Genomic DNA, 25,973 nt, shown 5'->3' on the forward strand with positions numbered 1-25,973 from the left:
GGAAGACCAATGAAGTCGATCGTCCAGGACCGCTACGGTGCCGCCCCCGAGGACGTTCTCCGGCTCACGGAGACCGAGAGGCCCACGATTCAGCGCGACGAGGTCCTGGTGAAGGTGTACGCGGCCAGCGTGGACCGGGGCACCTGGCATGTGATGGCCGGACTTCCCTATCCCGTCCGAGCGGCGGGGTTCGGCCTGCGCCGGCCGAAGTACACCAACCCGGGCCGCGCACTGGCTGGAACGGTCGAGGCCGTCGGCGCCGATGTGACCGGCGTCAAGCCGGGAGACGAGGTGTTCGGCATCGGCAGCAGCTCGTTCGCCGAGTACGCGCGCGCCCGCGCCGACAAGCTCGCCCCCAAGCCGGCAAACCTCTCCTTCGGCCAGGCGGCCGCGGTACCCGTCTCCGGACTCACCGCCCTGCAGGCCGTTCGCGACCAGGGACGAGTTGGGGCGGGCCAGAAGGTGCTGATCGTGGGAGCGTCGGGCGGCGTGGGTACGTTCGCCGTGCAGATCGCCAAGGCATACGGAGCCGAAGTGACGGCTGTGTGCAGCACCGCGAAGACCGCCGCGGTCAGCGCTCTCGGCGCAGACCATGTCATCGACTACACCCGAGCCGACGTCGCTGACGGCACCGTCCTTTACGACGTGATCCTGGACATCGCAGGCAACCGCCGGCTGTCACATCTCCGCCGCGCCCTCACCCCGAGGGGCCGGCTCGTGATCGTCGGCAGCGAGACCGACGGACGTTGGCTCGGCGGCACGGACCGCCAGCTACGGGCTCAGCTGCTGTCCCCGTTCATCGCCCAGACCCTCGGCACCTTCATCACGTCGGAGAACGGCCAGGACCTGATCGCCATCCGCGAGCTCATCGAGTCCGGCAAGGTCACACCCGCCGTCGACCGGACCTACCCGATCGACGATGTCGCCGCGGCCGTCCGCCACATGCTGGACGGGCGGGCCCGCGGCAAGCTCGTCATCGGCGTCCAGCCGCCGACGGGAGGAGCCTGACGTGGGGCACGGCCTGGTGGAGCGGCGCGGGGCGCCGCTCCACCGTGTCTTTCCCTTGCGCCTGAACACGCGGAGGAACATGGCTGCGTGCGCCTGCGGTCAGCTCTCGGACCCGCCGATGTTGACCATCCAGGGAACCCCGAAGCGGTCCGTGCACATGCCGAACACATCGCCCCACATCTGCTTCTCCAGCGGAACGGACACGGAGCCTCCTGCGGACAGCTTCTCCCAGTAGCCGCGCAGCTCGGCGTCGTCGTCGCCGCTCAGGCTCACCGCGAAGTTGTCGCCGACGGTGCGCTCCACACCCGGCGGGGTGTCGGCACCCATCAGGGTGAAGCCGCTCGGGGTCTCCAGCATGCCGTGCATGATCTTGTCGGCAAAGGGAGCGTCCTGCTGGCCGAAATCACCGAAGACATTCAGGTCCAGGGTGCCGCCGAAGACCTCCTGGTAGAACTCCATCGCCTGGCGGGCGTCGCCGTCGAAGCTGAGATAGGGGTTGAGCCGCGAGGTCATGAGTACCTCCTTGAGCGGGACAAATGGCCTGATACGGACAGGCTAGCCCGGGCACGGGTCCGTGGCCCGCTGCCGGCTACGAAGTTTTTGCGATCCCTCGGGAACCGCATTAACCACCTCCCACCTGCGTGAAGTCCGTTTTGCTGGCCCGCGCGGCCACCTGGTGACGCAGAGTTCACCCTGTTTCCCTTCCTCGACGTTCTACGCGCGTGCTGTCATGCACGCGCTCGCCATTCCCCGAGGTGAGCATCAACTCGCCTAGGAGTCACGCATGTTGTGGAAGGTCCTCGGCCGCGCAGCTGCCGCCCTCACTGCCGGGGCGGCCGTACTCGCCACCGCCGTCCCCGCGGACGCCGCCGTCTACTCCGCCTTCGCGTTTTCGCGGAGCGGCGGACAGCCCACCATCTACGACTTCGTCAACTCGGCCACGACCTCCCTCGACATGACGATGTACGAGCTGGAGGACACCACGGCCGTCAACGACCTCATAGCCCTGAAGAACAAGGGCGTCACCGTGCGGGTGATCCTGGACCGCCAGCACCAGTCCGCCAACGGCGCGGCGTACACGGCCCTGACGAACGCGGGCGTGGGCGTGAAGTGGTCACCCTCCCGCTTCGTCTACACCCATCAGAAGACCATCACCGTGGACGGCGTCAAGTCGCTGATTCTCACCGGCAACCTCACCTCCCAGTACTACGCGACCAGCCGTGACTACGGCGTGTTCGACAACGACACCCGAGACGTCGCCTCGATCGAGAAGGTCTTCAACGCGGACTATGCCGATTCCGCGATCACCCCGACCGACGGCGACCATCTGCTCTGGTCCCCCACGGACTCCCGCAACCGGCTGCTGTCCTTCATCAACGCCGCCACCGCCTCACTCGACGTCGAGGAGCTGGAGCTGAGCGACAGCGCCGTGGTCGACGCGATCGTGGCGAGGGCGAAGGCGGGCGTCGCCGTGCGGGTCGTCCTGGAGAACCCCGCCGGCTATGCCAGTGAGGTGTCCGCGATCAAGGCCGCCGGTGGCACCGTCGTCGGATACTCCGACCCCAACGGCTTCTACATCCACGCCAAGGCGATGGTCGCCGACTACGGCCGGGCCACCCAGCAGGTGGAGGCCGGTTCCATGAACATCAGCAGCAACTCGCTGAACAACAACCGTGAACTGGGCCTCATCCTCACCGGCACCGGCGTCGCCAACCCCGTGGCCACCACCATCGAGACCACCTTCAACAGCGACTACGCAGGCGGCACCGCCGCCTAGGACCGTACGGCGACGGAGTCCCCGGGCACCTCTTGCCAGGTGCCCGGGGACCACCCCGCTAGAGCGTGCGCTCCAGTCGCTCAGCCACCAGCTTCACGAAACGGGCGGGCTCCTTCGGCTGGCCACCCTCCGCGAGCAGTGCCAGACCGTGCAACAGCACTGCGGTTTCCACGAGTTCGGCGTGATCCTCGCGCTCCTTGTACGCCTGGTTCAGGCCCTGCACGAGCAGGTGACCGGGGTTCAGCTCCAGGATCCGCTTCGCGGTCGGCACATCCTGGCCCATCGCCCGGTACATGTTCTCCAGCGCCGGAGTGAGGTCGTGGGAGTCGGAGACGACACAGGCCGGGGAGACGGTGAGCCGCGTCGAGAGGCGTACGTCCTTCACGTCCTCCCCCAGCTGCTCCTTCATCCAGCCGAGCAGACCGGCGTACGCCTCGGCCTGCTTCTCCCGCTCGCCGTCGGCCTGTTCGCCTTCCTGCGCGTCGAGATCGATCTCGCCCTTGGCGACGGACCGCAGCCCCTTGCCCTCGTACTCCCCCACCGCGTCGACCCATACCTCGTCGACGGGGTCGGTGAGCAGCAGGACCTCGACGCCCCGGGCCCGGAACGCCTCCATGTGCGGGGAGTTCTCGATGCTCTGCCGGGACTCGCCGGTCATGTAGTAGATGTCGTCCTGGCCGTCCTTCATCCGCTCCACGTACTGCTGGAGCGTGGTCGCCTCGTCCTGCGCGTGCGTACTCGCGAAGGACGCGACGGCGAGCAGTGCGTCACGGTTGTCCGGGTCGCCGAGCAGACCCTCCTTCAGGACCGGGCCGAACTCCCGCCAGAACGTTGCGTACTTGTCGGCGTCGTTGGCCTTCATCTCCTTGACGGAGGACAGCACCTTCTTGGTCAGCCGACGCTGGATCAACCGGATGTGCCGGTCCTGCTGGAGGATTTCACGGGAGACGTTCAGCGAGAGGTCATGCGCGTCGACGACGCCCTTGACGAAGCGGAGGTACGGCGGCAGCAGCGCCTCGCAGTCGTCCATGATCAGTACGCGCTTGACGTACAGCTGCAGGCCGCGCCGGAAGTCCCGGGTGAACAGGTCGTGCGGTGCGTGCGCCGGGAGGAACAGGAGAGCCTGGTATTCGAAGGTGCCCTCCGCCTGGAGGCGGATCGTCTCCAGCGGGTCGCGCCAGTCGTGGCTGACGTGCTTGTACAGCTCGTGGTACTCGTCGTCGGACACCTCGTCGCGCGCGCGTGCCCACAGCGCCTTCATCGAGTTCAGCGTCTCGGGGTCGGGCGTGCCCTCGCCGTCGTCGGCCCCCGGAACGAGCCGGATCGGCCAGGTGATGAAGTCGGAGTACCGCTTGACGATCTCCTTGACCGTCCACACGGAGGTGTAGTCGTGCAGTTGGTTCTCGGGGTCGGCCGGCTTGAGGTGGAGGGTGACGGCGGTGCCCTGCGGGGCGTCGTCGGCGGTCTCCAGGGTGTAGGTGCCCTCGCCGCGCGACGTCCAGCGGGTGCCGCTGCTCTCCCCGGCCCGCCGGGTCACCAGGGTCATCTCGTCGGCCACCATGAAGCCGGAGTAGAAACCGACGCCGAACTGTCCGATGAGTTTCTCGGCCCCAGCCGCGTCCTGGGCCTCCTTCAGCTCCTCCAGGAAGGCGGCCGTACCCGAGTTGGCGATGGTGCCGATGAGCCGCCCGACCTCGTCGTACGACATCCCGATGCCGTTGTCCCGGACGGTGAGCGTACGGGCATCCTGATCGATCTCGATCTCGACGTGCAGGTCGGACGTGTCGGCGTCGAGGCTGTCGTCCCGCAGCGCGGCCAGGCGCAGCTTGTCGAGCGCGTCGGAGGCGTTGGAGACGAGCTCCCGCAGAAAGACATCCTTGTTCGAGTAGACCGAGTGGATCATCAGCTGGAGCAGCTGACGGGCCTCAACCTGGAACTCAAACGTTTCGGTCGGCATGCTCGCGTGTCCCTCACAAGTACCTAGGTCGTCGGAAACAGGTGAGAGTCACTTTAAATCACCAAGTCAGGGCAGCATCACCGTTGTTCGACGTACGACCGCACCGCACCCTGGATGTGCCCGCCGTCCGGACACATCCAGGAACCCCGGCGGGGCCGATGAGGAACCGCTACGGCGCGGCCGTCTTGTTGAAGCCCTTGTCGAGGTAGGGGTACTGGTCCACGACGAAACCATTGTGGACCAGGCGGCCGATGCCGCCCTCGTCACGCCAGACCTGTTCGGAGGAGCCGAAGGAGAATCCGCCGAACTCCTGGCGGACCTCGTCGGTGTAGACCCTGTAGCGCTGGCCGGGCTGGATGACCGTCCCCGGGGGGAAGGTGTAGGCGTGCCCGGTGGGCTTGGACTCCACGACCCAGCCGGTCAGGTCCTGGGGCGCGCCGCCCTTGTTGAGGATCTCGATGTACTCGTCGGGCTGGCCCGTGCCGTTGCCCAGGTAGCGCAGGTCGGAGATGATCACGTCCGGCTCGTCGAAGGTGAACATGCAGACGACCTCGGCGAAGTTGACTCCGCCCTCGGGGCTGCGGAACTGCCGGACGATCTGGCCGCCCCGCTTGAACCCGCTCAGGACCGCCTTGTACTGCTTCCCGTCGATCGTGACGGGCTGAGGGTGGATGAACTCCTGCAGGTCGACCAGATCGTCATCCACGGGACTGCTGCCGGTGCTGTTGGGTGTCTCGTAGTGATGGAAGGCGAAGTTCAGATCGGTCGTGCTGCCGTCCTCGAACATGACGTTGACGGTGAGCATGACGTTGAACTTGCTCGGGCTGACACTGGTGGGGAGATTGCGGTGCACGAAGGTACCGACGACGAACTCGGTGCCGTCGAGCTGGACGTCCGCGGCCGCACCGCGGAACTGGTACCCGCTCTGGGAGCCGCTGCCGCCCCACCTGACGTCCGCGGTGCCCAGCCCGTTGACCGGGGAGATGGCTGGGCTGGTGGTCGGGAAGACGCCGGAAGTGACGACGGTGGTCATGGTGTCTGACTCCTGCTCTCTCAGTCCTCGTCCTCGATGACCTCGGCCTTGAGCTTGGCCGGGGGTGCGGTGCCGATCTGGGCGACGCCGTCGGTGTGGCGGCCGGGCTTGGCGCCGTCGACGGCTTCGAGACCGCAGGTGTAGACGATGCAGTCCTTGTCCTGGTCGGTCGTGTTCAGGTGCACGTGGTAGGTGAAGGTCAGCGTGCGCCCGTCCTCGCTCACCTTGGCCTGGACGGGTGGCAGGCTGCCGCCCGTGGTCTGGTCCATGCGCTTGTACTGGGCGCCCACCATGCCGTTCCAGCGAAATCCGGTGGGGGCGGTGAAGACGTGCTCCCGCTCGCCGGCGTCGACGGTCTCGGTCCAGTTCGGTGTGCGGACGCAGATGTTGATGGTGGTGCCGAGGCCACCGGGTGCGTCCTCGACCCCGCCCTCCTGCCACACCACGAGGTCCAGCTTCTGCGCACGGCCCTGTTCGTAACCCCAGTCGTAGCCGTTCGCGTAGTGGTCCTTCTCGCCGCGTGTGCCGTCGCGCGGCGGGTCGGCGTACGGGCGCCCGGCGAGCGCGTCGGCTCGCCCCTGTTCCTCTCCCCGTTTGTAGGCTTCCTTCTTCGTGGACTGCACGTCAGTGGTCATCTCCGGGTCCTCCTGGGGCTGTGATCGAACGTGCGGTGAAAGGAGACGCCCTGGCGCGGCCACCCGGTCCGGCCCGCGCGGGCAGGCAGGGGCGGACACGGCATGCCGCGCCGGTTCACGGAGCACGGGACGCCATGGGAGCGGTGTCCCAAGACGGAACGCGGGACGCCGCCAGGGGCTACGGCCGGGATGTTGCGCAGGCATACGGATGCACCGGGCCGTCATCCGCCTCCATGGTTAGCCCAGGTCTGCGGGCGATATGCCGTCGTTCCTCCGTTTGGAATGAGGGATCGATTCTGCATCACTTGTTCGAGTGGAGCTGGGGCACGTGGGGCGCACGGAATGCAGAGCGCAGCAGCCACGCGCCCGTTGACCACTCCTCCCCCGTGCGGGTGGAGGCCTCGGTGCGCTGCTCTCGCGGTTGCGGCCCGGCCGGTATTCAGGGGGTGGCAGCGACGGCTCGGAAAGGAGACCGACATGCGGGTGACGAGGCCGTGGAAGGTGAGAGGCGCCGAACATGCACCACTGCGACGGTGCCGGGTGGTGACGGCGTGACGGCGAAGGCAGCGGCCCCGACGCACGAGCGGTGCTCTTCGGACGAGCACGATCCACTGGTCATCGTGGCGGGAAACGGCACTGCCGGATTCTCCGGTGACAGGGGGTCGGCCGCACAGGCGCAGTTGGCCTTTCCCTCGGATGTGGCCGTGGGCCGAGGAGTCGTCTTCATCGCCGACCATGCCAACCACCGGGTTCGCCGGATCGACGGTTCCGGCGTGCTGACGACGGTCGCCGGTGACGGACTGCGGGGCTTCGCCGGGGACGGCACGGACGCGGTGCGGGCCCGCCTGGGCTTCCCGGCCGCCCTCGCGGTCGACGCGGACGGGGGTGTGCTCATCGCCGATGAGATGAACCACCGGATCCGCCGGATCGCCCCCTCGGGTGTCATCGACACGGCTGCGGGAGACGGGTGCCGCGGCGGCGACGGCGACGGCGGCCCCGCCGACCGCGCCCGGCTGGACGCCCCGTGCGCCCTGGCGGTGGACGGCGCCGGATCGCTGTACATCGGCGAAGCGGGCAGCCCCAGGGTGCGCAGAGTCGGCGTTGACGGCGCCATCAGCACGGTCGTCGCGGCAGACGGGCGCTCAGGTGCGGCCGACGCCGGCGAGGCATTCCTGCCCGCGGGCCTGGCGACCGACGCGTCGGGCCGCCTGTACATTGCCGACCCGGTGGGCCGTCGGGTGCTGTTGCTGGGCACGGACGGGACGCTTCGGGTGCTGGCGGGGCCGCCGGGCGGGAACTCCGACGTCACCGCAGTCGACTGGCGTGCCCCGTGCGCCGTGGCGGTCGACGCCCAAGGGGTCGTCCACGTCGCCGACATGAATGGACACCGTGTTTGGCGGCTGGCGGACGGAGCGGCCCGCGTCGTCGCGGGGCAGGACCCGGGAGTCGACATCTCGCTGGCCTATCCGTGCGGTCTGGCCGTGGACCCGGCCGGGCGACTGCTCGTGGCGGACAACTTCCACCACCGGATCGTTGCCCTACCTCTCACCCCCAGTGCCTCGCAGGTCGCCGAGCCGGAACCGGACGAGAATCCGAAACCGGACGGCGCAGACGAAGGCGCTCCGGACACGGACGGAGGCACCGCCGCGGAGACGGCCGCGCGGCTGCTGGTACGCCAGGAAGTCGGGGTGGAAATCCCGCGCGGCGGCAGCGAGTTGATGCATGTGCGGGTCTCTTGCACGGACGCCTGGGCCCCCGGGCGCGTGGAGCACCGCTTCACCGCTCCGACGGGGCTCTTCTTCGACGGCCGGGCGACATGCGCGTACTACCGAGTGGACGGCTCCGTGGTCGCCGCTCCGGAACCGACGGCAGCCGTGCGGGAGGGCGGCAGGTCGCTGTCCGTGACGGACGACCCCCGGCTGAACACCCCCGGCAATCCGGCGGCGGCCCTGGTGTACACCCTCGGCGTACGGGCCGGCACGGATGCCCGGCCGGGCCGGTACACCGACGGGCGAGCGCTGATCGCGGGGCAGCCGGAAGTGCGCCTGAAGGCAAGCGTTCTTGGAGACGACGAGGACTAGACGAGGACCAAACGAGGCCTGGCGGAAGGGCCCGCGCAGAACCTGGAGCCGTCCGTGGCGGAGTGTCCGCCGCAGACGGCTCTCTGCGCTTCAAACCTCGAATATGCAAGTGAACGTTTCTTTGCTCCCAGGTCACCCACTCGAAGGTCACGTGTTGTAATTGCGATGCCACGGTGCGTTAGCTTTCGGGACGTGTCCACGCCGATCCTCGCGAGACTCGGGCCCCCGGGTCCGTTCCCGCACACCCCCCTCACCCATCCACTCGACCGCAAGTGGCTGCACTACGCGTTCCTGTCACGGTGCGGCCGACAAGCCCTGATCGCCAACCTGTCCGTCCTGGGCTCCTCCACCGGCGCGGTTTTCGCGGATCCCGGAGCTCCGGACACCGGACGGCGCAGCGGTACCGGCACGGCGGCCGAGGGCCAGCACATGGCGATCCTCCTCGTCTACGCGAGGGATCGCGGCTGGAGTGCCACGCAGTTCAACGCCGACCAGCCCGAACTCCCCTGGTCCGCCTTCCGGTTACCCCACCCGCACGGCGCGTCCGGCGCGTTCCGGTTGGCGGCCCGGTCGACGGCACCGGCGGCCGATGTACGGCTGACCCGGACGAGCAGGCCGTGCACCTCGCAGTGCGCGCCCTTCGGCGAGGACGAGCACCTACGCTGGCAGTCGGAGCCCGGCATCCTGGGCGAGGGCACCCTGCGGCACGGCGACGGCACGGCCACGGAGACGGAACTGCTGGGCTACCACGAACGGGTGCGCGGCCGGTGGTCCTGGCCCACGCTGGGGGGCTGGGTGTTCGGCTTCGTCAACGACCCGTCCGGCCCCACCGGCGCCGCCCCGCCCTTCGCGGTGGTCTTCACCTTGATCCAGCCCGAGTATCCGGCGGACGCGGCCAACGGATCGGTCATGCTGTGGCGCGACGGACGTATGATCCGTCACTTTCCGCGCCGCAACCTGCGGGTCGCGGTCAGCGGCATCCTGGACCGCGACCGGGTGGTGATGGTGCCACCGCTCGCGGGCACGCTGGGCACCCCGCCGATGGCAGCGGTCCCCGGCCGGCTGCTGATCACCGCCCGGCTCGGCGAGGACCGTCTGGTCCTGGACTTCCGTTCCCACACGGCGGGCCGGATCGCCAACCCGTCCGAGACCAGCCTGCAGCCGTTCAGCGTGCACGAGACGCTCGGCCCGTGCACGGTGGAGGGCCGGGTCGGCGGGCACACCATCGGCTTTCACACCGAGGGCATCGTGGAGTTCGCCGGTGGTGCCCATGACTGAGACCGTGCCCGCGTTCACGGGTGCCCGGCTGCTGGACGAGACCGTCGCCGCCCTGTCCGACCGGGCGCCGGCCATTCTCGCCGCCGCGGCCGACCAGCTGCGCGGCATCCGGCTCGGCCTGCGGTTCAACGACGACAGCCACGCCACGCTCACGGCCCGGCACAGCCGTATCGTCGTACGCCAGGACCGCTGCCCGGATCCGGACGTCGAGGTCGTCTTCGACAACCGGGCCATGAACCTGCTGTTCGACCTCCAGCGCCCGCCCGTCGACCAGGTCCTGCCCGACAGCCTCGACGTGCGCGGATCCCGGGAGGACACCCTCGCGGTGTGGCGCGCCTTCACGCTGCTGTCCCAGCGTGCGGCGGGGCTGCGCAGCATGCAGGAACTCTGGGGCGCCTACCGCGAACAGGCTCCCCGGCTGTGGGGCGGTACGGCACCCGCCGCCGTGGAGCCGTCCGCCGCGCCGGTCGACTGGACGGCGCTGGACTTCCTCGCCCGGCGCTCGCCCGAGGACGGGCCCGCGCCACTCGCGCTGATCGGCGACACCACCGTCAGGCCTCCGCGTCTGCTGTGGGACGGCCGCACCAGTACGAGCTGGTCACTGGAGGACACCGTCCGCGACGCGGACCTCATGGAGACCATGCGCCGGTGCCGGGCCCGCACCAACGAGGAGATCGAGCGGCTGCTGCCGGACCGGGAACCGCGCGCCGAGCTGTACGACCTCATGCGCTCCTACCCCGCCAGGCAGGGCAAGGGTCTGCGGCCCACCCTGACCATCGCGGCCTGCGCCGCCTTCGGCGGACGGCCCGACGACGCCGTACGCGCGGCCGCCGCGCTGGAGCTGTTTCACAACGGCTTCCTGGTCCACGACGACATCGCCGACGAGTCGACCCATCGGCGCGGCCTGCCCACCATGCATGAGGAACACGGCCTGGGCCTGGCCGTCAACGTCGGCGACGGGCTGAACCTCCTCGCCGTCGACGCCGTCCTGTCCAACCTCGAAACACTGGGCCTGGTGCGCACGCTCGGGCTCATCCACGAGGCGCTGCACATGTGCCGGGAGTCCATCGAGGGCCAGGCCATGGAGCTGGGCTGGATCCGTCACGACGTCGTCCCCGAGGCCGACGACGCCTACTGCACGATGAGCACCAAGAAGACCGGCTGGTACACCTGCATCAGCCCCTGCCGTATCGGTGCCGTCTGTGCCGGCGTCACCGACCCTGCCGTGCTCGGCCGGTTCGACGAGGCGTTCCGTCTCATCGGCATCGCCTTCCAGATCCAGGACGACATTCTGAACCTGGTCGGCGAGGAAGCCCTCTACGGCAAGGAGCCCCTCGGCGACCTGCTCGAAGGCAAGCGCACCGTGATGCTGATCCACCTCTTCCGCACCGCCCACGCCCACGAGCGGCCCCGCCTCTTCGACGTCCTGCGGCAACGCCGCGCCGACAAGACCCAGCAGCACGCCGAGGAACTCCTCGCCGCCATGCGGCGGCACGGCTCCATCGAATACGCCACCGACCTCGCCGACCGGCTCGCCGCCGAAGGCATCGCCCGCTTCGAAGATGACCTGCGGATCATCCCCGAGAACGAGGGCAAAGCCGTCCTGCGGCAGATCGCCCACTACGTCACCTCAAGGCCACTGTGACCACCACGACCACACCCTCGCCGACCGACGACCCCACCGGCCCGCCGGCCCCGACCGACCACCGGGCGTTCGCCTTCCTCGGCCAGGTCAACAGCTGTCTGCGCCAGTGCCTGTGCACTCTGGCCCGGCACGGCGTGGCCCTGCGCCGGCGCGAGCCCGAACGGGCCCGTGTCCTGCTCGACACGGTCCGGCCCTGGCCCCTCTACAAGGGCGGCCAGTTCCTCTTCGACCTCATGGAGTGGGAGGACCTCATGGTCGACGGCGAGCCCCCGCCCCTGATGTCCGCCGAACGGATCGTCTCCGCCTGCACGCTGCCCGTGCAGTGGCTCGGCGCCGCCACCGCGGAGGCCCCCACCGCGGCGAAGATGATCCCCGGCCAGCGCACCGCCGCCGCCCTGGACCTCCCCCTTCGCCTGCTGGCCAGCACCGCCCGCGCCGCCCTCCAAGGCGCCGCGAACGACCTCACCGACCTCCTCGGCACGCCCGCGGCGCAGGGCGAAGCCGACGACGACACCCGGTACGACACCGCCGCGGACGCCGGCGCCGGCGTCAAGGGCACCGAATCCGAACCGCCGCCCTTGGAAGCGGGGTTCTACCTCTACGAGGACATCATCCTCGGCGCCCTTGTCGTCCTCGGCCCGCTTCTGGCCGAGCACGCACCCTCCGCCGCCCCGCCCACGCCCGGCAGCGACTGAACGCACGCCTGCTCCCGGCGCCCAGCGGAGCTCACGCCGCCCGTCATCGCCCGACGGGCAGCCGAGCCCGCCACAAGCCCGCCACCGGCGGATCCGCTCACGCGGACTACAACCATCCACAGAAGGGAAACCATGGCCACCCAGACTCAGGCACCCGTCAAGCCGGGCTCCGAGAATCAGCTGTACATCCTCCAGCAGGGCATCGTCGAAGACGCACCGGGCGGCGTACCGGCCCACCTCAGCTTCGGCGTGCTCAGCACCGTCCCCGACCCGGTGAACCCCGGCGACATCAGTTTCGCCCTCAAGGCACCCACCGGCTTCGCCTTCACCGGCTGGCTCTCCTGGGCCTACCACGATGTCAACACCCTCCAGGCGAAGGGCAATCTCAAGACCACCCAGGGCACCCTGGGCGACGGGGGCCGCACGCTGACCTTCACCCACCACCCGTACCTGGCCACCAACCAGGAGTGCATCGGCTACGCGGCCCAGGTCACGGCCATCGACGGCGCGACGCCGGGCCGCTACACCGACGGAGAGCTCCGCGTGGGCATGGCCACCCCCGTCAAGCTCAAGGGCCGCGTCCTCGACCCTGACGAGGACTGATCCCACCGACCCACCCCTCATCGGTGGCTCCGGCGCTGAACCCGGAGCCACCCCCGGCCTCGGGGGCCATGGGCCGGCCAACGGCGGCGCGCCACCCGATCAGCGCCGGGAAGGTGCCGGGTTCCCGGTCGTACGTGATCCTGTAGGGGTGTGGGGTGTGCCAGTCGGCCGGATCCGGGCGGCCTACGCGTCCTCGGGTCGCCGGGCGCTCCGCGTGACCTTGGTTGCCTCGGCCGCCTTCTACCTCTTCCGCTACGGCCTCGATCGCCCCGTTGCCGCCACCTACGCCCTGTTCGCCACCGTGGCGCTGGGCGGACTCTCCAAGATCCCCGGCACCGGCCGTCAGCGCGCCGCGCTGACGCTGCGCCTGGTGCCGGTGTGCTGGATGCTGGTGGCCGTCGGCACCTATCTGTCGGTACGGACCTGGAGCGCCGTCGTCGGCATGCTCGTGGTCGGCTTCGCGCTCGCCTTCTCCGCCGTGGGTGGTCCACGTCCGGCGGGGGCGGCACCAGGCCTGCAGCTCCTCTACATCCTGCCTTCCTTCCCACCGTACGATCCCGGCTCGCTCGGCGACCGGCTGATCGGGACGACTACGGGGCTGGCCCTTTTCATCGCCGCCGAGGCGCTGATCCTCCCTGAGCCCGCCCCGCCGTCGTACCGGGAGCGAGCCGCCCGGTCCGCGCGGACCGCCGCGCACTGTGCGACACTCCTCGCCGCGCCTCCGTACGCCCTCGACGATGCGGACATCCGGGCGTTGAGCGACGGCGCGCAGGCGCTGCGGTCCCTGAACGTGCCGGAGGCGGAACGTCCTGCCGGACCGGGAGTGCACGACCGTGCCCTCGCCCACACCGGACTGGCCACCCGCACCCTGCTCAGCCGCCTGGAGCAGTTGCCCGCCGCGCCGGCCGTCGGTCCCGGACCCGACGTGACGGGCGTACTGGAGGCGGTGGCGCGGCTGGCCACGGCCACCGCGGCCTGTCTGAGGTCGGAGCCGTCGCCCGTGGCCGCGTACGAGGAGCTGGTCGCGGCACGCGCCCGCCTGTCGGCAGTGTCCGGCGGCGCCGCCCCCACGATGACCTCGGCCGCCGTGGTCACCGGCGGGAGCGATCCCGCGCCGGAGTTCCCGCCCGCCGTTCTGCGTCGGCACGCCGCCGTGCTGGAGATCGCCGACGCTGCGCTCGCGATGGCCACGGCGGCGGATCTGGCGGTACGAGGCCGACGGGCTTCGGTGCAGGTCTCGCCGAGTCGCTTCTGGTACGCCACTGCCTGGGCCCCGTGCCTGTGGTGGCACCGGCTGCGCGGCCATGCCGGGCGCCGCTCGGTGTTCTTCCAGAACGCGGTTCGCATTTCCCTGGCCCTGACGGCGGCCAGGTTCGTGTCCGGGGTGGACACGCTGCCCCACGGGTTCTGGGCCATGCTGGCGACCCTCACCCTCACCCGGACCACCATGGACGAAACCTGGAGCACGATCCGGGTGGCGCTCGCGGGCACCCTGGCCGGGGCTCTGGTGACCGCGGGGCTGCTGGACCTGGTGGGGCCCCACACCTTGGTGTATGCCGCCGTACTGCCGATCGGGATGCTGTTCGCCTTCACGGTGGGGCCGGTCAGGGGAGTCGGCTGGGCACAGGGCCTGTTCACCGTGGTCGTGGCCCTGGTCTTCGCCCAACTGGCGCCGCCGACCTGGCGGCTGGCGGAGGTCCGGCTGCTGGACGTGCTGGTCGGCAGCGCGATCGGCGCGGTCTTCGGTCTGCTGGCCTGGCCGCGCGGGGCCCACAACGAGTTGTGCAATGCCTCGGCGGAACTCCTGCGCAGGGCGGCCGAGATCGTGGTGGCGACCAGTGCCTCGGTGGCGGGAGGCGGAGCGGCGGCCGCGCCGTCCGGGGTGCCCGGCCACCGGTCGCTCCAGCACGCGGTCATCCTCGCGGAGTCCGCGTACGCGCAGTACCAGAGCGAGCCGACACCCTTCGGCGGACCGGCCAGGAGCGTGGCACTGCCCGGATTGGACTGGCAGGCGACGCTGATGGCCGGCCATCACACCCTGTGGGGGTCGGAGCGGCTGTTGGAGCCGCCGCTCACCGCAATGGGCCCGGCGCCGGCCGACTCGGTCGGTGGCCTGGGGGACCGGGTGTGCGGGCGTATGTTGCTGGTCTCGGCAGCGCTGGACCCCGGGGACGACACCCCGACCGCGCCGGTGCCGCTGAACGACCCGGCCGTCAAGGGGTTCGCCACGGAGCCGCCCGGCGCACCACGGCTGTACTACGCGACCGTGTCCTGGCTGGACGCGCTGATGCACGATCTGGCACGGGTCGCACGCAGCGGCCCCGAAGCCGCGCAAGGCGGACCGACCAGTGCGAGGCCAGGCTGACTCATGCCTGCTTTGCTCCGCAGAACGGGCAGTTGGCGCTGTTCGCCTTCATCAGGAGTGTGGGAAGAGTGCCGTTGAGGATCTGTTCGCGGGGCAGCGTGAGGTTGAAGTGCTCCTCGATGGCGGCGAGGCACGCCCGATGGGTCCTGCGTCGGTCGTCCCAGCGGTCTTCGGGGTTCTCGAGGGAGAGACCGGCCGCCGTCAGCCTGGCTTCGAGTGCGCGGGCCGGCTCCGGATCCCCGTCGACTCTGCTCGATCCCCATGAGCCGTCGAGGTGCAGGTTGAAGTGGCACAGTGTGCGGCCGTCGTGCTCGTAGGCGAAGTAGGGCGGCACGGGTTTGCCGTTCTCCTCCTCGTACCACAGGCGGAACACATGGGCGCCGCCGCGGGAGACGGGCGGTTGGGGCCCGAACTCCGCGTACCAGAAGCCGTGCTGGACCACGTAGGTCCACTCGCCCGTCTCGCCGTAGCGCAGAGCGATCGCGTCATGGGTGTCGCCGAAGAGCCCGGTCATGACATCGTCGGCCTGGCCGGCGGTGAGGTTGCCCAGGAAACGTGGTTCTTGGAGGTTCCGGCCGAACCGGGTAGCGGCTACACGCTGGGCGAGCGTGTCCCCGGCGAGGTCTTGCGCGATGATGACACTGTAGCCGCCCCAGTCGATGGACTTCGGTTCGGCGAGCCAGGTGATTCCCTCGGTCATGCCGATCACCTCAGCAGGCCCGGAGCACACTGGCTATGGCGGAGGCCACAATTCCGAGCCACCTTCCCTGTACGAGGCCTCACTTGAGGCCGCTGAGCATGACGCCGCGGATGTAGTACTTCTGCAGCAGCAGAAAGAGGATCAGGACCGGCAGGATGCTCAGCACGAGTCCGGCCATGACGATGGGCATCGTGCGGGTCGGGTCGACGTAGTCCTGCAGGAGCTGGATGCCGACGGGCAGGGTCATCACGTCCGGGTCGGCGGTGGAGACGAGCAGCGCCCAGATGTACTCGTTCCAGGCGTCGACGAAGGTCAGCAGCCCGAGCGTCACCACGACCGGCTTGGTCTGCGGCACCACGATGCGCCACCACACGGCGAACTCGCCTGCCCCGTCGATGCGCGCGGCCTCAAGGACCTCGTCCGGAATCGAGAGCATGAACTGGCGCGTCAGGAAGATCCCGAAGCCGTTGACGAGGAACGGCATGGCGAGCGCCGCGATGCTGACGGTCAGGCCGGCGCCACCGCGCCCGAACAGGTCGTTGCCGCCCGCCAGCGGCCAGTGCACAAGGATGAGGAAGTGCGGGATGAAGAACAGGAACGGCGGGAACATCATCGTGGACAGTACGAGGCGGAAGATGAAGTTCCGTCCGGGGAAGCGGAGTTTGGCGAGCGCGTAGCCCGCGAGTGACGACGTGAGCAGCACCGATCCGGTGATCACGGCGGTGGCGACGACGCTGTTGCGGAAGAGTACCGGCAGATCGAGCTGGTCGATCGCCGCCCGGTAGTTGGACAGGTCGAACGCCTGGGGCAGGAACCGGTACGGCAGTGTGCCGGACTCTCCGGGCCCCTTGAAGGACGTCATCACCATGTCGAGGAACGGCACCACCGTCAGGACGGCGCCGGTCACGACCACCAGGTACGAGAAGAGCGGGAAACGGCGGCGGTTCATGCGTCCTCCCCCTTGCGCCGGAAGATCCACAACTGTGCCAGGGTGACCGCGAGGACCACGACGAACAGCACGAAGGCGGCAGCGCTCGCGATGCCCCAGTTGCCGTACGAGAAGGCCTGTCGGTACAACTCCAGCGCGGCGACGTTGGTCGCGTCACCCGGCCCGCCCTTGGTCATCACGATGATCAGCGCGAACGACTGCAGGCCGGTGAGGAACTGGGTGACACACACGAACAGCAGGGACGGCCTCAGCAGCGGCAGCGTGATCTTCCAGAAGACGGTGACGGGCCCGGCGCCGTCGAGCGCGGCGGCCTCGTAGTACGACTCGGGAATGGACTTCAGCCCGGCGGTCAGGATGAGGATCGCCGAGCCGACCGACGCCCAGGCCTGTACGACCACGACCGAGGGCAGCGCGGTGTCGGGGTCCTGCAGGAACGCCACCGAGCCGAGACCGAGCGCGTTGAGGACGCCGTTGACGAGCCCGCCCGGCTCGTACATGTACTTCCACACGTTGCCGACGGCGACGACGGTCGTGACGATCGGCAGGAAGTACAGGGTGCGCCACAGGCCCTGGAACCGCAGGTTGTCGATGCAGGTGGCGACGAGCACGGAGCCGGCGAGCGCGAGGGCCACGGTGCCCAGGGCGAACAGCAGCGTGTTGGTGAGGATCGGCGCCAGGAACGTCGATCCGTCCGCGAAGAGGTCGGTGAAGTTGTCCAGGCCGACCGGATCGATGTCACCGAGGTCGAAACCGGCCCAGCGGGACATCGACAGCAGCAGTGCGAAGCCGAGCGGCAGGACCAGGAAGACCGCGAAGAACAGCAGCGTCGGCGCCAGGAAGAGATAGGCGACGACGACCTGGCGGCGCCGCGTACGGCTGCGGCCGTCGACGGCGAGCCCGGCGGAGCTCGGGCTGTGCGCCCGCTCGGTCGTCGTGGGCGTCAGGGTGTTCACCATGCGCGCGACACCTCCTGATCGACCTGACGGCGGGTGGTGCGCAGTGCCTCGTCGACCGACTGCTGACCGGTCCACAACGCCTCGATGTTCTTGCGCAACAGCGACTTGGCCTGCTGAGCGCCCGGCACGTTGGGCTCCGGTACCGCGTAGGCCAGCGCGTCCAGGAACGGGCGCAGGTTCGGATCGCTCCCCTCGCTCAGGAGTGTCCGCATGTCGTCGGCGCGGCCGGTCAGCGAGCCGACCGACACCTGCAGGGAGCTCATGCGGGTCGCCGTTGTCACCTTCTTGGCGCTCTTCACGCCCACCTTCGCGGTGTTGAGCCAGCGCAGGAACTCCCAGGCCGCGTGCGGGTGTTCACTGGCCGCGTTGACCCCCAGCATGAAGCCGGTGGAAAGGGTGGCGCGCTGGTCGCCCGCCTCGGGGACGGGCAGCGGCGCGACGCCGACATCGCGGTAGTCCTTGCCCATCAGGGGCTTCAGGCTCCCGGTCCACCAGCCGGCGCTGATCACCATGGCCACCTGCCCGGACGGAAACGCCTTGTAGACGTTGACGCCGGGGGCGCTCGCACCTTTGGTGACCAGGCGGTGCTCCAGATCGAATACGGCACGTCCGGCCGGCGAGTCGATGGCGGTGCTCCTGCCGTCCGCGGAGACGAACGTTCCGCCGGCGGCGTTGAGGAGGGCGAGCGTCTGGCCGACGGTGGTGGAGTCGTCGTACGTCGACAGCCCGAAGCCCTGGACCAGTGTGTTGCCGTACCGGTCCCGTCTGCTGGTGCGGTAGGCCGCCTCCTCCAACTCCCGCCAGGTGCGCGGAGGTCCGTCGATGCCTGCTTCGCGCAGCAGCCGTCTGTTGTAGTAGAGGGCGTACGTCTGCATCTCGGTGGGGTAGCCGTAGAGTCTGCCCCCCACCGATGAGGAGCCGACCGCGGCCTCGCCGTAGCCGCGTCTGATCTCCTCGGCGTGCTCGGGGGGAGCCGGCCGCAGCACGCCGGCCCGGACCAGCTGGCCGGTCCACAGGCAGTACGGGTGGAGGATGTCGGCGCCCTGGCCCGCGGCCTGCCTGACCATGAACGTGGTCAGCAGATCCGTGAACTCGACGGCCTTCGTCTGCACCTTGACCCGGTCGTGCGTGGCGTTCCACTCGTCGACCGGGCCCTGCAGGGCCGCCTTGAGCTCCCCGCTCGCGTAGTGGGAGAGCAGGGTGAGGACGATCGGATCCCCGGGCCGCCCGGTGCCCCGGTGCGGCGCGGTACATCCGGAGGCGAGCAGCGCCGAGGGGAGCGCGAGCACGAAGTGACGGCGGCTCAGGCCGTGGGTGCGCCGTGCCCGCGTCATGGGGTGGCCTCCCGCCGCATCACACGGAACAGCCGGGTCGTGGTGAAACCGGCCTTGCGGTACAGATGGCCCGCAGGGGACCGCTCGCCGGTCCACAGGAACCACGCGCAGTGCGCACCGCGCGCCCGCATCCGCTCCAGGACCAGATGGAGCAGGACCTTGCCGAGCCCGGTGCCGCGCATCTCCTCCAGCACACCGAACGGCCCGAACCGCTCGACCACCGACTCGTACGCACCGTGCATCGCCCAGCCGACCAGGCGGCCGGAGGGCTCCCGGACGACGACGATCCGGTCGAGCGGCGTGCCCGCGGCCAGACACTCCCGGATGGCGCGGGCCCAGTCCGGGTTGAAGTGGTTCCCGGCGAGGGCGACGAGTTCCACCAGGTCGTCGTCGGACGGGGTGGCGAACCGGTGGCCCTGCGCCTTCAGTTCGTCCAAGCGGCTTGCGACATCGTCCGGGAGGCGATGGCCGACGAGGCCGCGGTCCATCGCCGCCGCCTCGTACAGGGTGCGAAAGCCCAGCGAGTCAAGGAGCCCCGCCGCCTCCGGGTACGCCTCGGCGTCCAGGCCGGGGAGGATGTAGTTCGGGGTGTACGAGGAGAAGTCCACCCGGGTGCGGCCGTGGCTGTGCAGCCAGTCGAGGGCGTCGGTCAGCAGCCGCCGCCCGAGGCCGCGCCCGCGGGCGGCCGGGTCGACGAAGAAGAACGGGATCCAGCCCTGCTCCGGCTCAAGGTCGGTGCCGGTCATCGGCGTCAGACGGCGCACCGCGTAGGCGGCGCCGACGACACGGTCGCCGTCGACGGCGACCCGAAGCCCTTCGGGGTCGAAGTTGGCGTCGAGCAGCACCAGGGAGCGGAAGCGGTCCGGGATGATGGGGTCGGCCGGCGCACTTCGACACCACGCCTCCACCAATTGCGGGCCGTCCCCCGCGCGAAAGCCACGAATCGCGGCAGGGGATGTCGTCGTGGGGTCGGTCATCGGCGGGGTTGTCCTTCCATGGGTCCGCGATGGCGAGTTGGGGGACTCGGCTGCCATCGCGCGCCCGTGCGGAGTCTCGCGTCGGTGCCGGGCCGGCAGGTCACGGCGGTGGGGCGGGAGGTCTCAGGTGTAGAGCAGCACGTCGTCGCCGACCCACCGGCCGGGCGGCGCCGGCGGATCGCACAGGGGCAGCGGGTCGTCGCCCGCGTCGACAACGCGCCGCAATCCATCGGACCCCCACAGCAGGTCGATGAAGTGACGATGGCCGGTCCCCTCCGCGCCGTCGTCCGTGGTGCGCCAGGCGAAGTCGTCCGGGTACAGGCGCCGCAGCGTGGCGAGCATCGCGACGGCCGTACGTACGGGTGCGAACACCTTGCGATCGGTGATGTGGAGCTGGACCCCGCGCAGCGGCTGTCCGGCGTGTTTGTGGAAGGTCGGTACGTACCGCAGATCACGGAAGTGCACTCCGGGCAGGGCGAGTTCGGCGAGCGAGGGCGCGAACCGGGCGTCGATGTACGGTGCTCCCACGATCTCGAAGGGCTGTGTGGTGCCACGGCCCTCCGAGACATTCGTCCCCTCGAACAGGCAGGTGCCGGGGTAGACGGTGGCGGTGGCGGGCGTCGGGATGTTCGGCGACGGCGCTACCCACGGCAGGCCGGTGGCCTCCGCTCCCATGGCACGCTGCCAGCCGTCGACCTCGATCACCGTCAAGTCAGCGGCGCTGCCCGCCGTTTGGGGCACAGCCGAGGCGTTGAGATGCCGGGCGAGTTCACCGCAGGTGAGGCCGTGCCGGACGGGTATCGGTACGCGCCCGACGAAGCTGGCCCACGCCGGGTCGAGCAGCGGGCCCTCGCTGAGGAGTCCGCCCAGGGGGTTCGGCCGGTCGGCGACCACGAACCGTACGCCCGTACGGGCCGCCGAGACCATCAGGTCGAACATGGTCCACACGTAGGTGTAGAACCTGGCCCCGATGTCCTGCAGGTCGTACACCAGGGCGTCGACGCCGCTGGCGAGCAGCAGTTCATCGAGGCGCTCGCCGCTGCACCGGTATGTGTCGTGGACCGGGAGCGCGGTCGCGGGATCCACCTGGGCGGACTCGCTCGCGCCGGCCTGGCCGGTCCCGTACAGCCCGTGCTCAGGACCGAACAGGGCGACCAGCCGCGCGCCGGCCTCCAGCAGCGCGGGCGCGGCCGGGCGCAGGTCGGGGAGGACGCCGCTGTGGTTGGTCACCAGCCCGAGTCGGCCGGGCCCGGCAAGTCCGGGGCACGCGGCCAGTCGTGCGATCCCGGTCGTCACCGCGACGCGGTCGTCCGTGCTCATCCTGTGGCCCCGTCTGCCGGTGACATCTCGAAGCAGTTGTCCGAAATTTACTGGCATGTCTTGCAATTTGGCAATGATCTACCAGTAACCCACACGGACGGTGGCACGGGTCGAGCCGGACACCTCACACACCCGTTGCGCGTGCCGGAGGCTGCCTGATCACAGGCGCCGCAGGACGCCCACCACCTTGCCCAGGATCTGCGCCTGCTCACCGGGGATCGGCTCGTACGCGGGGTTGCGGGGCATGAGCCACACGCGCCCCTCCTGCCGACGCAGCACCTTGACCGTGGCCTCGTCCTCCAGCAGTGCGGCGACGATGTCCCCGTGGTCGGCGCTGTCCTGCCGCCGAACGGTCACGATGTCTCCATCGCAGATCGCCGCGTCGATCATGCTGTCGCCGGAGACGGTCAGGGCGAACAAGTCGCCCTCCCCCACGATCTGGCGGGGCAGGGAGTAGACGTCCTCGATCATCTCCTCGGCGAGCAGGGGCGCACCGGCGGCGATCCGGCCTACGAGCGGCACCTCGACCGGCGCGGCGCCCCTGCCGCCGAGGTCGGGCGCCCAGGAGGGCCGTACCTGGTAGGCGCGGGGACGGTGCGGGTCGCGGTAGAGGACGCCTTTGCGTTCGAGGACGGTCAGCTGGTAGGCCACCGAGGACGTACTGGCGAGATTCACGGCCTGGCCGATCTCCCGCATCGACGGAGGGTAGCCCTGCCGGTCGACCGTCTCCGTGATGTAACGGACGATGGCCGACTGACGGCCGGTCAGCTCTCCCTCAGCGGCCCGGGTCCCCGGGGGACGGCCTCGGCGAGTGGGCGCGGTGTTCTCCATCCGGGCACCTCCGTACAAGATCGTTCGGGTTGACCATAACCCGCCATCCATCAAAAATGGAACACCTTGTCGAATACCTGGAGCCTGGGAGCCGCGGGAGGCGTGGGCGCCGCGGCGCCGCGGGAAGCGGGTCGCGCCGGATTCGCACGGCGAGGACCACCGAGACGCGTTCGCGGCCGCGTGCAACCCCGGGCGGCCCGGATTCCGTGCAGGACGTAGGAAGAGGCGACCTGCGTCGACTTGGATCAGACGCACGCGCCGCCTGGGTGCGCGAGACAAGGAGGAGTGTGGCCGATCATCCCCGCGAGACCGACTTCCGTACGTGGGTGTTGGAGCACCGAACGCGCCTGCGCACGACGGCATTTCTGCTCTGCGGTGACTGGTACCTCGCCGATGACCTCGTCCAGGACGCGCTCGGACGTCTCTACTCCAGGTGGGACAGGGTGGTGGCATCCGGTGATCCGCGTGCCTACGTCCGTCGGATCCTGTGCAATCTCCACACGGACTATCGGCGTCGGCCGGCACGACGTGAGATCAGCGAGGCGGATGTGGCCACATTGCACGCACACTCGCACACCACCATGGAGGAGCGTGACGATGACCTCATCGCCGCCCTGCTGACGACCCCGACCGGGCAGCGGACCGTGCTCGTCCTGCGCTTCTTCGAGGATCTGTCCGTCGAGCAGACCGCCGCTCTGCTCAAGACGAGTCCGGGCAACGTCAAGAGCCAGACGAGCCGAGGCATGGACGCCCTGCGCTCCGCACTCCGGACGCGACCGCCCAAGAACGTACGACCGACCAGGATCGAAGGAGCGTCGTGACCCCCGACCAGACGCCGGAGGAACTCGCCACGCGTATCGCGTCCATCAGCATCAGTGCTCCGGCCGACCGCATCGACATCGACGAGGCGGTCCGCGCGGGGACGAGGCGGCGCCGGTACCGGCAGCTTGCCGTCGTCGGCGCGTTCGCCTGTGTCGTGGCCCTCGCCGGATCGGTGGCCGTCGTAACACGGGCCGGCCATGACAGGCGCGACACCCTGGCTACTCCCATCTACGGCAACTCGGCCCTGACTGCCGAAGGCCTCGGCGGGCGATGGACCGCCGTCCGGATCGACAGTCGCGACGTCTCGTCGTGGCGCGACCTCGGCGGCATGCCCGCGAACATCGTGATCGGTGCCGACGGGGAACCGAATGCATGGAAGGTGAACGGTGCCTGCGGTCCACTGGTCGGTGGCAGCTTCACTTTGGGAACGGACGGCTCGTTCACCGCCACGATGCCGCCACCACGATTCCAGTCCTGCCCGATGCTCACCACGCCGACCCCCGACCTCCTGGACGCGGTCGCGCGTACCGCCTACGTCACCGTGGACGCGCCCGCCGACTCGGCCGCCCGAACGCTGCGGTTCCTGGACAGCCACAAACAGGTCGTTGCCCTGTGGCGCGAGGACACCACGATCAGCTCGCGCGCCTCCATGACTGCCGTGTGCAGGAAGGCACTCGGACACTCGTTCACCGCCGACGGCACCTTCACCACCGTCGAGCGTGTCCGTGCGAAGTACCTGGCTGCGACCAACACCAAGCCCGAGAGCGTTTTGCCCGACGTTCCCGGCGGCACCGTCGCCATCCACTGCTCGACCGCCGAAAATGGTGAGCCCGTCAGGTACGCGGTCACGGCCGACGGTCACAAGGTGAAGCTCCGACCGGCCAAGTAGCCGACCGCCTGTAGGCGCCCGGGACGTCATGCCCGCGTGTTCCGGTGGGCCAGACCGAGTCATTGCCCGCTCGGATCCGTCGGCCGACGCTAGCCCGCCTTGCCTCCGGCTCGCTGCCCGGCGCCGCCCTGCACGGCTCTGTTGATCTCGGTCAGGGCTCGAACGAGGGAACCGTAGTCGTCTCCCGCCACCGGGGTCACGAAGCATTCCTCGACCACCTCCGCGTGGACGGCGGCTGCCTTGAGGAAGACGGCACACCCCTGCTCGGTGGCCTCCACGACGGTGACGCGCCGGTCGGTTGGGGAGGGGTGGCGGCGGACGAGGCCGGCCTCCTCCATGCGGTCGATCAGCCGTGTGGTGCCGCTGCTGGTGAGGACCAGCTCATCCCCGAGACTGCGCTGTGACACCTCCTCGCCGGGTGTGCGGTAGAGCCTGAGCAAGAGTTCGAACATGGTGTGGTGGATGCCGCACCGCTCCCGCAGGGCCGCGTCGATCCGCTGTTCGAGGCGGCCCGCAGCCTTGAAGAGCATGCCGAAGTCGCGCACCAGATCGCTGCCCGCCGCCCGCACAGCCCGCTGCTCCGCGTCGTCACCATTGCCCACCAGAGATTTTCCTTCGGACTCAAACGAATTCATTGACTACTCACTCACTGACTGCTCAACTAAATCTAGCGGGCCGGACGCCACCTGTCAGCGGCGTCGCGTCATGAGCGAAAGGGAGAGCAGGCATGGACCTCAACCGATGGCTGGGCGAAGCTACCCAGGCGGTCCAGGACTGGTCCGCGGACTTCGGCCCCTACGAGCCGCACCCCGCGCTGAAAGTCACCGACGAGGCATTCGCCCCCGTGTTCGCCGACTTCACGGACCGGCTGCGGGACAACTATCCGTTCTTCCATCCCCGGTACGCAGGCCAGATGCTCAAGCCGCCGCACCCGGCCGCCGTGGTCGGCTACCTCACCGCCATGCTGATCAATCCGAACAACCATGCCCTGGACGGCGGCCCGGCCACCGCGCGGATGGAGCGGGAGGCCGTGGCACAGCTGGCGGCCATGTTCGGGTTCGACCAACACCTGGGCCATCTCACCACCAGCGGCACCATCGCCAACCTGGAGGCCCTCTTCGTCGCCCGGGAGAGTCACCCCGGCAAGGGAGTCGCCTACAGCGCCGAGGCCCACTACACGCACGGGCGCATGTGCGGCGTGCTCGGCATGGAAGGGCACCCGGTTTCCGCTGACGACGCGGGCCGCATCGATCTCCTGGCTCTGGAGGAGGTACTGAGCACCGGGCGGGTGGGCACGGTCGTACTCACCGTCGGGACCACCGGACTCGGTGCGATCGACCCCGTGCACCAGGCGCTGCCACTGTGCCGACGCTACGGAGCCCGGGTCCATGTCGACGCCGCGTACGGGGGATTCTTCACCCTGCTGGCCGCGGCCGACGGGCCCGAGGCGCTCGCGCCGGAGCCCTGGCGCGCCATCGCGGACTGCGACTCCGTGGTGATCGACCCGCACAAGCACGGGCTCCAGCCCTACGGCTGCGGCGCGGTCGTCTTCCGCGACCCCGAGGTGGGGCGCTTCTACCTGCACGACTCCCCGTACACGTACTTCACCTCCACCGAGCTGCACCTCGGCGAGATCAGCCTGGAATGCTCCCGGGCCGGCGCGGCGGCTGCCGCGCTCTGGCTCACCTTCCAACTGCTGCCGCCCACCCCGCAGAGGCTGGGGCGCGTGCTGGCCGCGGGCCGCAGAGCGGCCCTGCGTTGGGCAGAGCTCATCGACGCGTCCGATCTTCTGACTCTGTATCAACAGCCCGAACTCGACATCGTCAGCTACTTCCCCGCCGTCGAACCGGCCACCCTCTCCGCCATCGACCATGCCTCGGCCCGCATCCTCAACGACGGCATGACCGCCCGCGACGCCGTCTTCGTCAGCACGCTCCGTGCCTCCGCCGACGCCTTTGCCCGCCGCCATCCCAAAATCGACCGCGACACCGATGGCGCCCGCATCCTGCGCAGCGTGCTCATGAAGCCCGAGAGCGAACACCACGTCGAGCAACTGCACGCCGCCGTGGAACGCCTCATATGACACCGCTCTTGCGTCCCCCGCACGAGCTGGAGCGG

General features: G+C 69.6%; 23 protein-coding genes. 11 read left to right on the top strand and 12 right to left on the bottom strand.

The genetic code is table 11. The features are described 5' to 3' along the window. Window positions 1-9: 9 nt before the first annotated feature. Window positions 10-1,008 carry an NAD(P)-dependent alcohol dehydrogenase gene (locus ACZ4EG_RS23945; RefSeq protein ID WP_467792013.1) on the top strand — a complete coding sequence of 333 codons (999 nt, stop codon included), beginning with the start codon at window positions 10-12 and terminating at the stop codon, window positions 1,006-1,008. Window positions 1,009-1,107: 99 nt separating this feature from the next. Here ACZ4EG_RS23945 and ACZ4EG_RS23950 read toward each other — a convergent pair whose 3' ends face one another. Then, a complete protein-coding gene (locus ACZ4EG_RS23950) occupies window positions 1,108-1,521 on the bottom strand; it encodes a VOC family protein (protein WP_453549007.1) in 414 nt (137 codons plus the stop codon). Between the two features lie 271 nt (window positions 1,522-1,792). On the opposite strand from ACZ4EG_RS23950, the gene ACZ4EG_RS23955 reads away from it, so the two are divergent. Beyond that, window positions 1,793-2,785 (top strand): phospholipase D-like domain-containing protein, encoded by a 993-nt coding sequence (locus ACZ4EG_RS23955; RefSeq protein WP_453549004.1) that lies wholly within the window; start codon window positions 1,793-1,795, stop codon window positions 2,783-2,785. A gap of 58 nt (window positions 2,786-2,843) precedes the next feature. Here the strand turns inward: ACZ4EG_RS23955 and htpG are convergent, their stop codons facing one another. The 3 genes from htpG to ACZ4EG_RS23970 all read right to left on the bottom strand — a co-directional run bounded on the left by htpG (window position 2,844) and on the right by ACZ4EG_RS23970 (window position 6,410). Beyond that, window positions 2,844-4,742: a molecular chaperone HtpG gene (gene htpG, locus ACZ4EG_RS23960; RefSeq protein WP_467792014.1), complete on the bottom strand. Its 1,899-nt coding sequence runs from the start codon at window positions 4,740-4,742 to the stop codon at window positions 2,844-2,846. Window positions 4,743-4,911: 169 nt separating this feature from the next. Then, window positions 4,912-5,775 (bottom strand): choice-of-anchor K domain-containing protein, encoded by an 864-nt coding sequence (locus ACZ4EG_RS23965; RefSeq protein WP_467792015.1) that lies wholly within the window; start codon window positions 5,773-5,775, stop codon window positions 4,912-4,914. 20 nt (window positions 5,776-5,795) lie between these two features. Further along, on the bottom strand, window positions 5,796-6,410 hold the full coding sequence (locus ACZ4EG_RS23970) for a hypothetical protein (protein ID WP_390707931.1): 615 nt from the start codon (window positions 6,408-6,410) through the stop codon (window positions 5,796-5,798). 551 nt (window positions 6,411-6,961) lie between these two features. Between ACZ4EG_RS23970 and ACZ4EG_RS23975 the strand changes: the two genes are divergently transcribed. The 6 genes from ACZ4EG_RS23975 to ACZ4EG_RS24000 all read left to right on the top strand — a co-directional run bounded on the left by ACZ4EG_RS23975 (window position 6,962) and on the right by ACZ4EG_RS24000 (window position 15,077). After that, window positions 6,962-8,491 carry an NHL repeat-containing protein gene (locus ACZ4EG_RS23975; RefSeq protein ID WP_467792016.1) on the top strand — a complete coding sequence of 510 codons (1,530 nt, stop codon included), beginning with the start codon at window positions 6,962-6,964 and terminating at the stop codon, window positions 8,489-8,491. 192 nt (window positions 8,492-8,683) lie between these two features. Next, window positions 8,684-9,769, top strand: coding sequence for a hypothetical protein (locus ACZ4EG_RS23980; protein WP_453548996.1), 1,086 nt, complete (start codon window positions 8,684-8,686; stop codon window positions 9,767-9,769). Next, window positions 9,762-11,414, top strand: coding sequence for a polyprenyl synthetase family protein (locus tag ACZ4EG_RS23985; RefSeq protein WP_467792017.1), 1,653 nt, complete (start codon window positions 9,762-9,764; stop codon window positions 11,412-11,414). Before ACZ4EG_RS23980 ends, ACZ4EG_RS23985 begins: the two co-directional genes overlap by 8 nt. Beyond that, a complete protein-coding gene (locus ACZ4EG_RS23990; protein ID WP_467792018.1) occupies window positions 11,411-12,109 on the top strand; it encodes a hypothetical protein in 699 nt (232 codons plus the stop codon). Before ACZ4EG_RS23985 ends, ACZ4EG_RS23990 begins: the two co-directional genes overlap by 4 nt. A 132-nt stretch (window positions 12,110-12,241) precedes the next feature. Continuing rightward, window positions 12,242-12,712, top strand: coding sequence for a hypothetical protein (locus ACZ4EG_RS23995; protein ID WP_453548988.1), 471 nt, complete (start codon window positions 12,242-12,244; stop codon window positions 12,710-12,712). Window positions 12,713-12,926: 214 nt separating this feature from the next. Further along, on the top strand, window positions 12,927-15,077 hold the full coding sequence (locus ACZ4EG_RS24000; RefSeq protein ID WP_467792019.1) for an FUSC family protein: 2,151 nt from the start codon (window positions 12,927-12,929) through the stop codon (window positions 15,075-15,077). Between the two features lies 1 nt (window position 15,078). Here the strand turns inward: ACZ4EG_RS24000 and ACZ4EG_RS24005 are convergent, their stop codons facing one another. From ACZ4EG_RS24005 to lexA, 7 genes are all read right to left on the bottom strand, one after another. Beyond that, window positions 15,079-15,777 carry a hypothetical protein gene (locus ACZ4EG_RS24005; RefSeq protein ID WP_467792020.1) on the bottom strand — a complete coding sequence of 233 codons (699 nt, stop codon included), beginning with the start codon at window positions 15,775-15,777 and terminating at the stop codon, window positions 15,079-15,081. A gap of 79 nt (window positions 15,778-15,856) precedes the next feature. After that, complete coding sequence (locus ACZ4EG_RS24010; protein WP_453548981.1) at window positions 15,857-16,726, bottom strand: carbohydrate ABC transporter permease; 870 nt, start codon at window positions 16,724-16,726, stop codon at window positions 15,857-15,859. Beyond that, window positions 16,723-17,682, bottom strand: a complete 960-nt coding sequence (locus ACZ4EG_RS24015; protein ID WP_467792021.1) for a carbohydrate ABC transporter permease — start codon at window positions 17,680-17,682, stop codon at window positions 16,723-16,725. The genes ACZ4EG_RS24010 and ACZ4EG_RS24015 overlap by 4 nt, the downstream gene beginning before the upstream one ends. Continuing rightward, the gene (locus ACZ4EG_RS24020) at window positions 17,676-19,016 is read right to left on the bottom strand and encodes an ABC transporter substrate-binding protein (RefSeq protein ID WP_467792022.1); all 1,341 of its coding nucleotides are present in this window, start codon (window positions 19,014-19,016) and stop codon (window positions 17,676-17,678) included. The genes ACZ4EG_RS24015 and ACZ4EG_RS24020 overlap by 7 nt, the downstream gene beginning before the upstream one ends. After that, complete coding sequence (locus ACZ4EG_RS24025) at window positions 19,013-19,993, bottom strand: GNAT family N-acetyltransferase (protein WP_467792023.1); 981 nt, start codon at window positions 19,991-19,993, stop codon at window positions 19,013-19,015. Before ACZ4EG_RS24025 ends, ACZ4EG_RS24020 begins: the two co-directional genes overlap by 4 nt. 123 nt (window positions 19,994-20,116) lie before the next feature. Beyond that, a complete protein-coding gene (locus tag ACZ4EG_RS24030; protein WP_467792024.1) occupies window positions 20,117-21,313 on the bottom strand; it encodes an exo-beta-N-acetylmuramidase NamZ family protein in 1,197 nt (398 codons plus the stop codon). A 159-nt stretch (window positions 21,314-21,472) separates the two neighbouring features. Continuing rightward, window positions 21,473-22,144 (bottom strand): transcriptional repressor LexA, encoded by a 672-nt coding sequence (gene lexA, locus ACZ4EG_RS24035; protein ID WP_467792025.1) that lies wholly within the window; start codon window positions 22,142-22,144, stop codon window positions 21,473-21,475. Between the two features lie 287 nt (window positions 22,145-22,431). Between lexA and ACZ4EG_RS24040 the strand changes: the two genes are divergently transcribed. Beyond that, window positions 22,432-22,965 carry a SigE family RNA polymerase sigma factor gene (locus tag ACZ4EG_RS24040; protein ID WP_467792026.1) on the top strand — a complete coding sequence of 178 codons (534 nt, stop codon included), beginning with the start codon at window positions 22,432-22,434 and terminating at the stop codon, window positions 22,963-22,965. Beyond that, window positions 22,962-23,855: a hypothetical protein gene (locus ACZ4EG_RS24045; protein ID WP_467792027.1), complete on the top strand. Its 894-nt coding sequence runs from the start codon at window positions 22,962-22,964 to the stop codon at window positions 23,853-23,855. Before ACZ4EG_RS24040 ends, ACZ4EG_RS24045 begins: the two co-directional genes overlap by 4 nt. Before the next feature lie 89 nt (window positions 23,856-23,944). On the opposite strand, the gene ACZ4EG_RS24050 is transcribed toward ACZ4EG_RS24045, so the two are convergent. Then, entirely contained in the window at window positions 23,945-24,457 is a 513-nt protein-coding gene (locus ACZ4EG_RS24050) for a MarR family winged helix-turn-helix transcriptional regulator (protein ID WP_467792028.1), read from the bottom strand. 125 nt (window positions 24,458-24,582) lie between these two features. On the opposite strand from ACZ4EG_RS24050, the gene ACZ4EG_RS24055 reads away from it, so the two are divergent. Then, window positions 24,583-25,938 (top strand): pyridoxal phosphate-dependent decarboxylase family protein, encoded by a 1,356-nt coding sequence (locus tag ACZ4EG_RS24055; protein ID WP_467792029.1) that lies wholly within the window; start codon window positions 24,583-24,585, stop codon window positions 25,936-25,938. Window positions 25,939-25,973: the final 35 nt, after the last annotated feature.

The organism is Streptomyces sp. NPDC025638 (assembly GCF_055558775.1).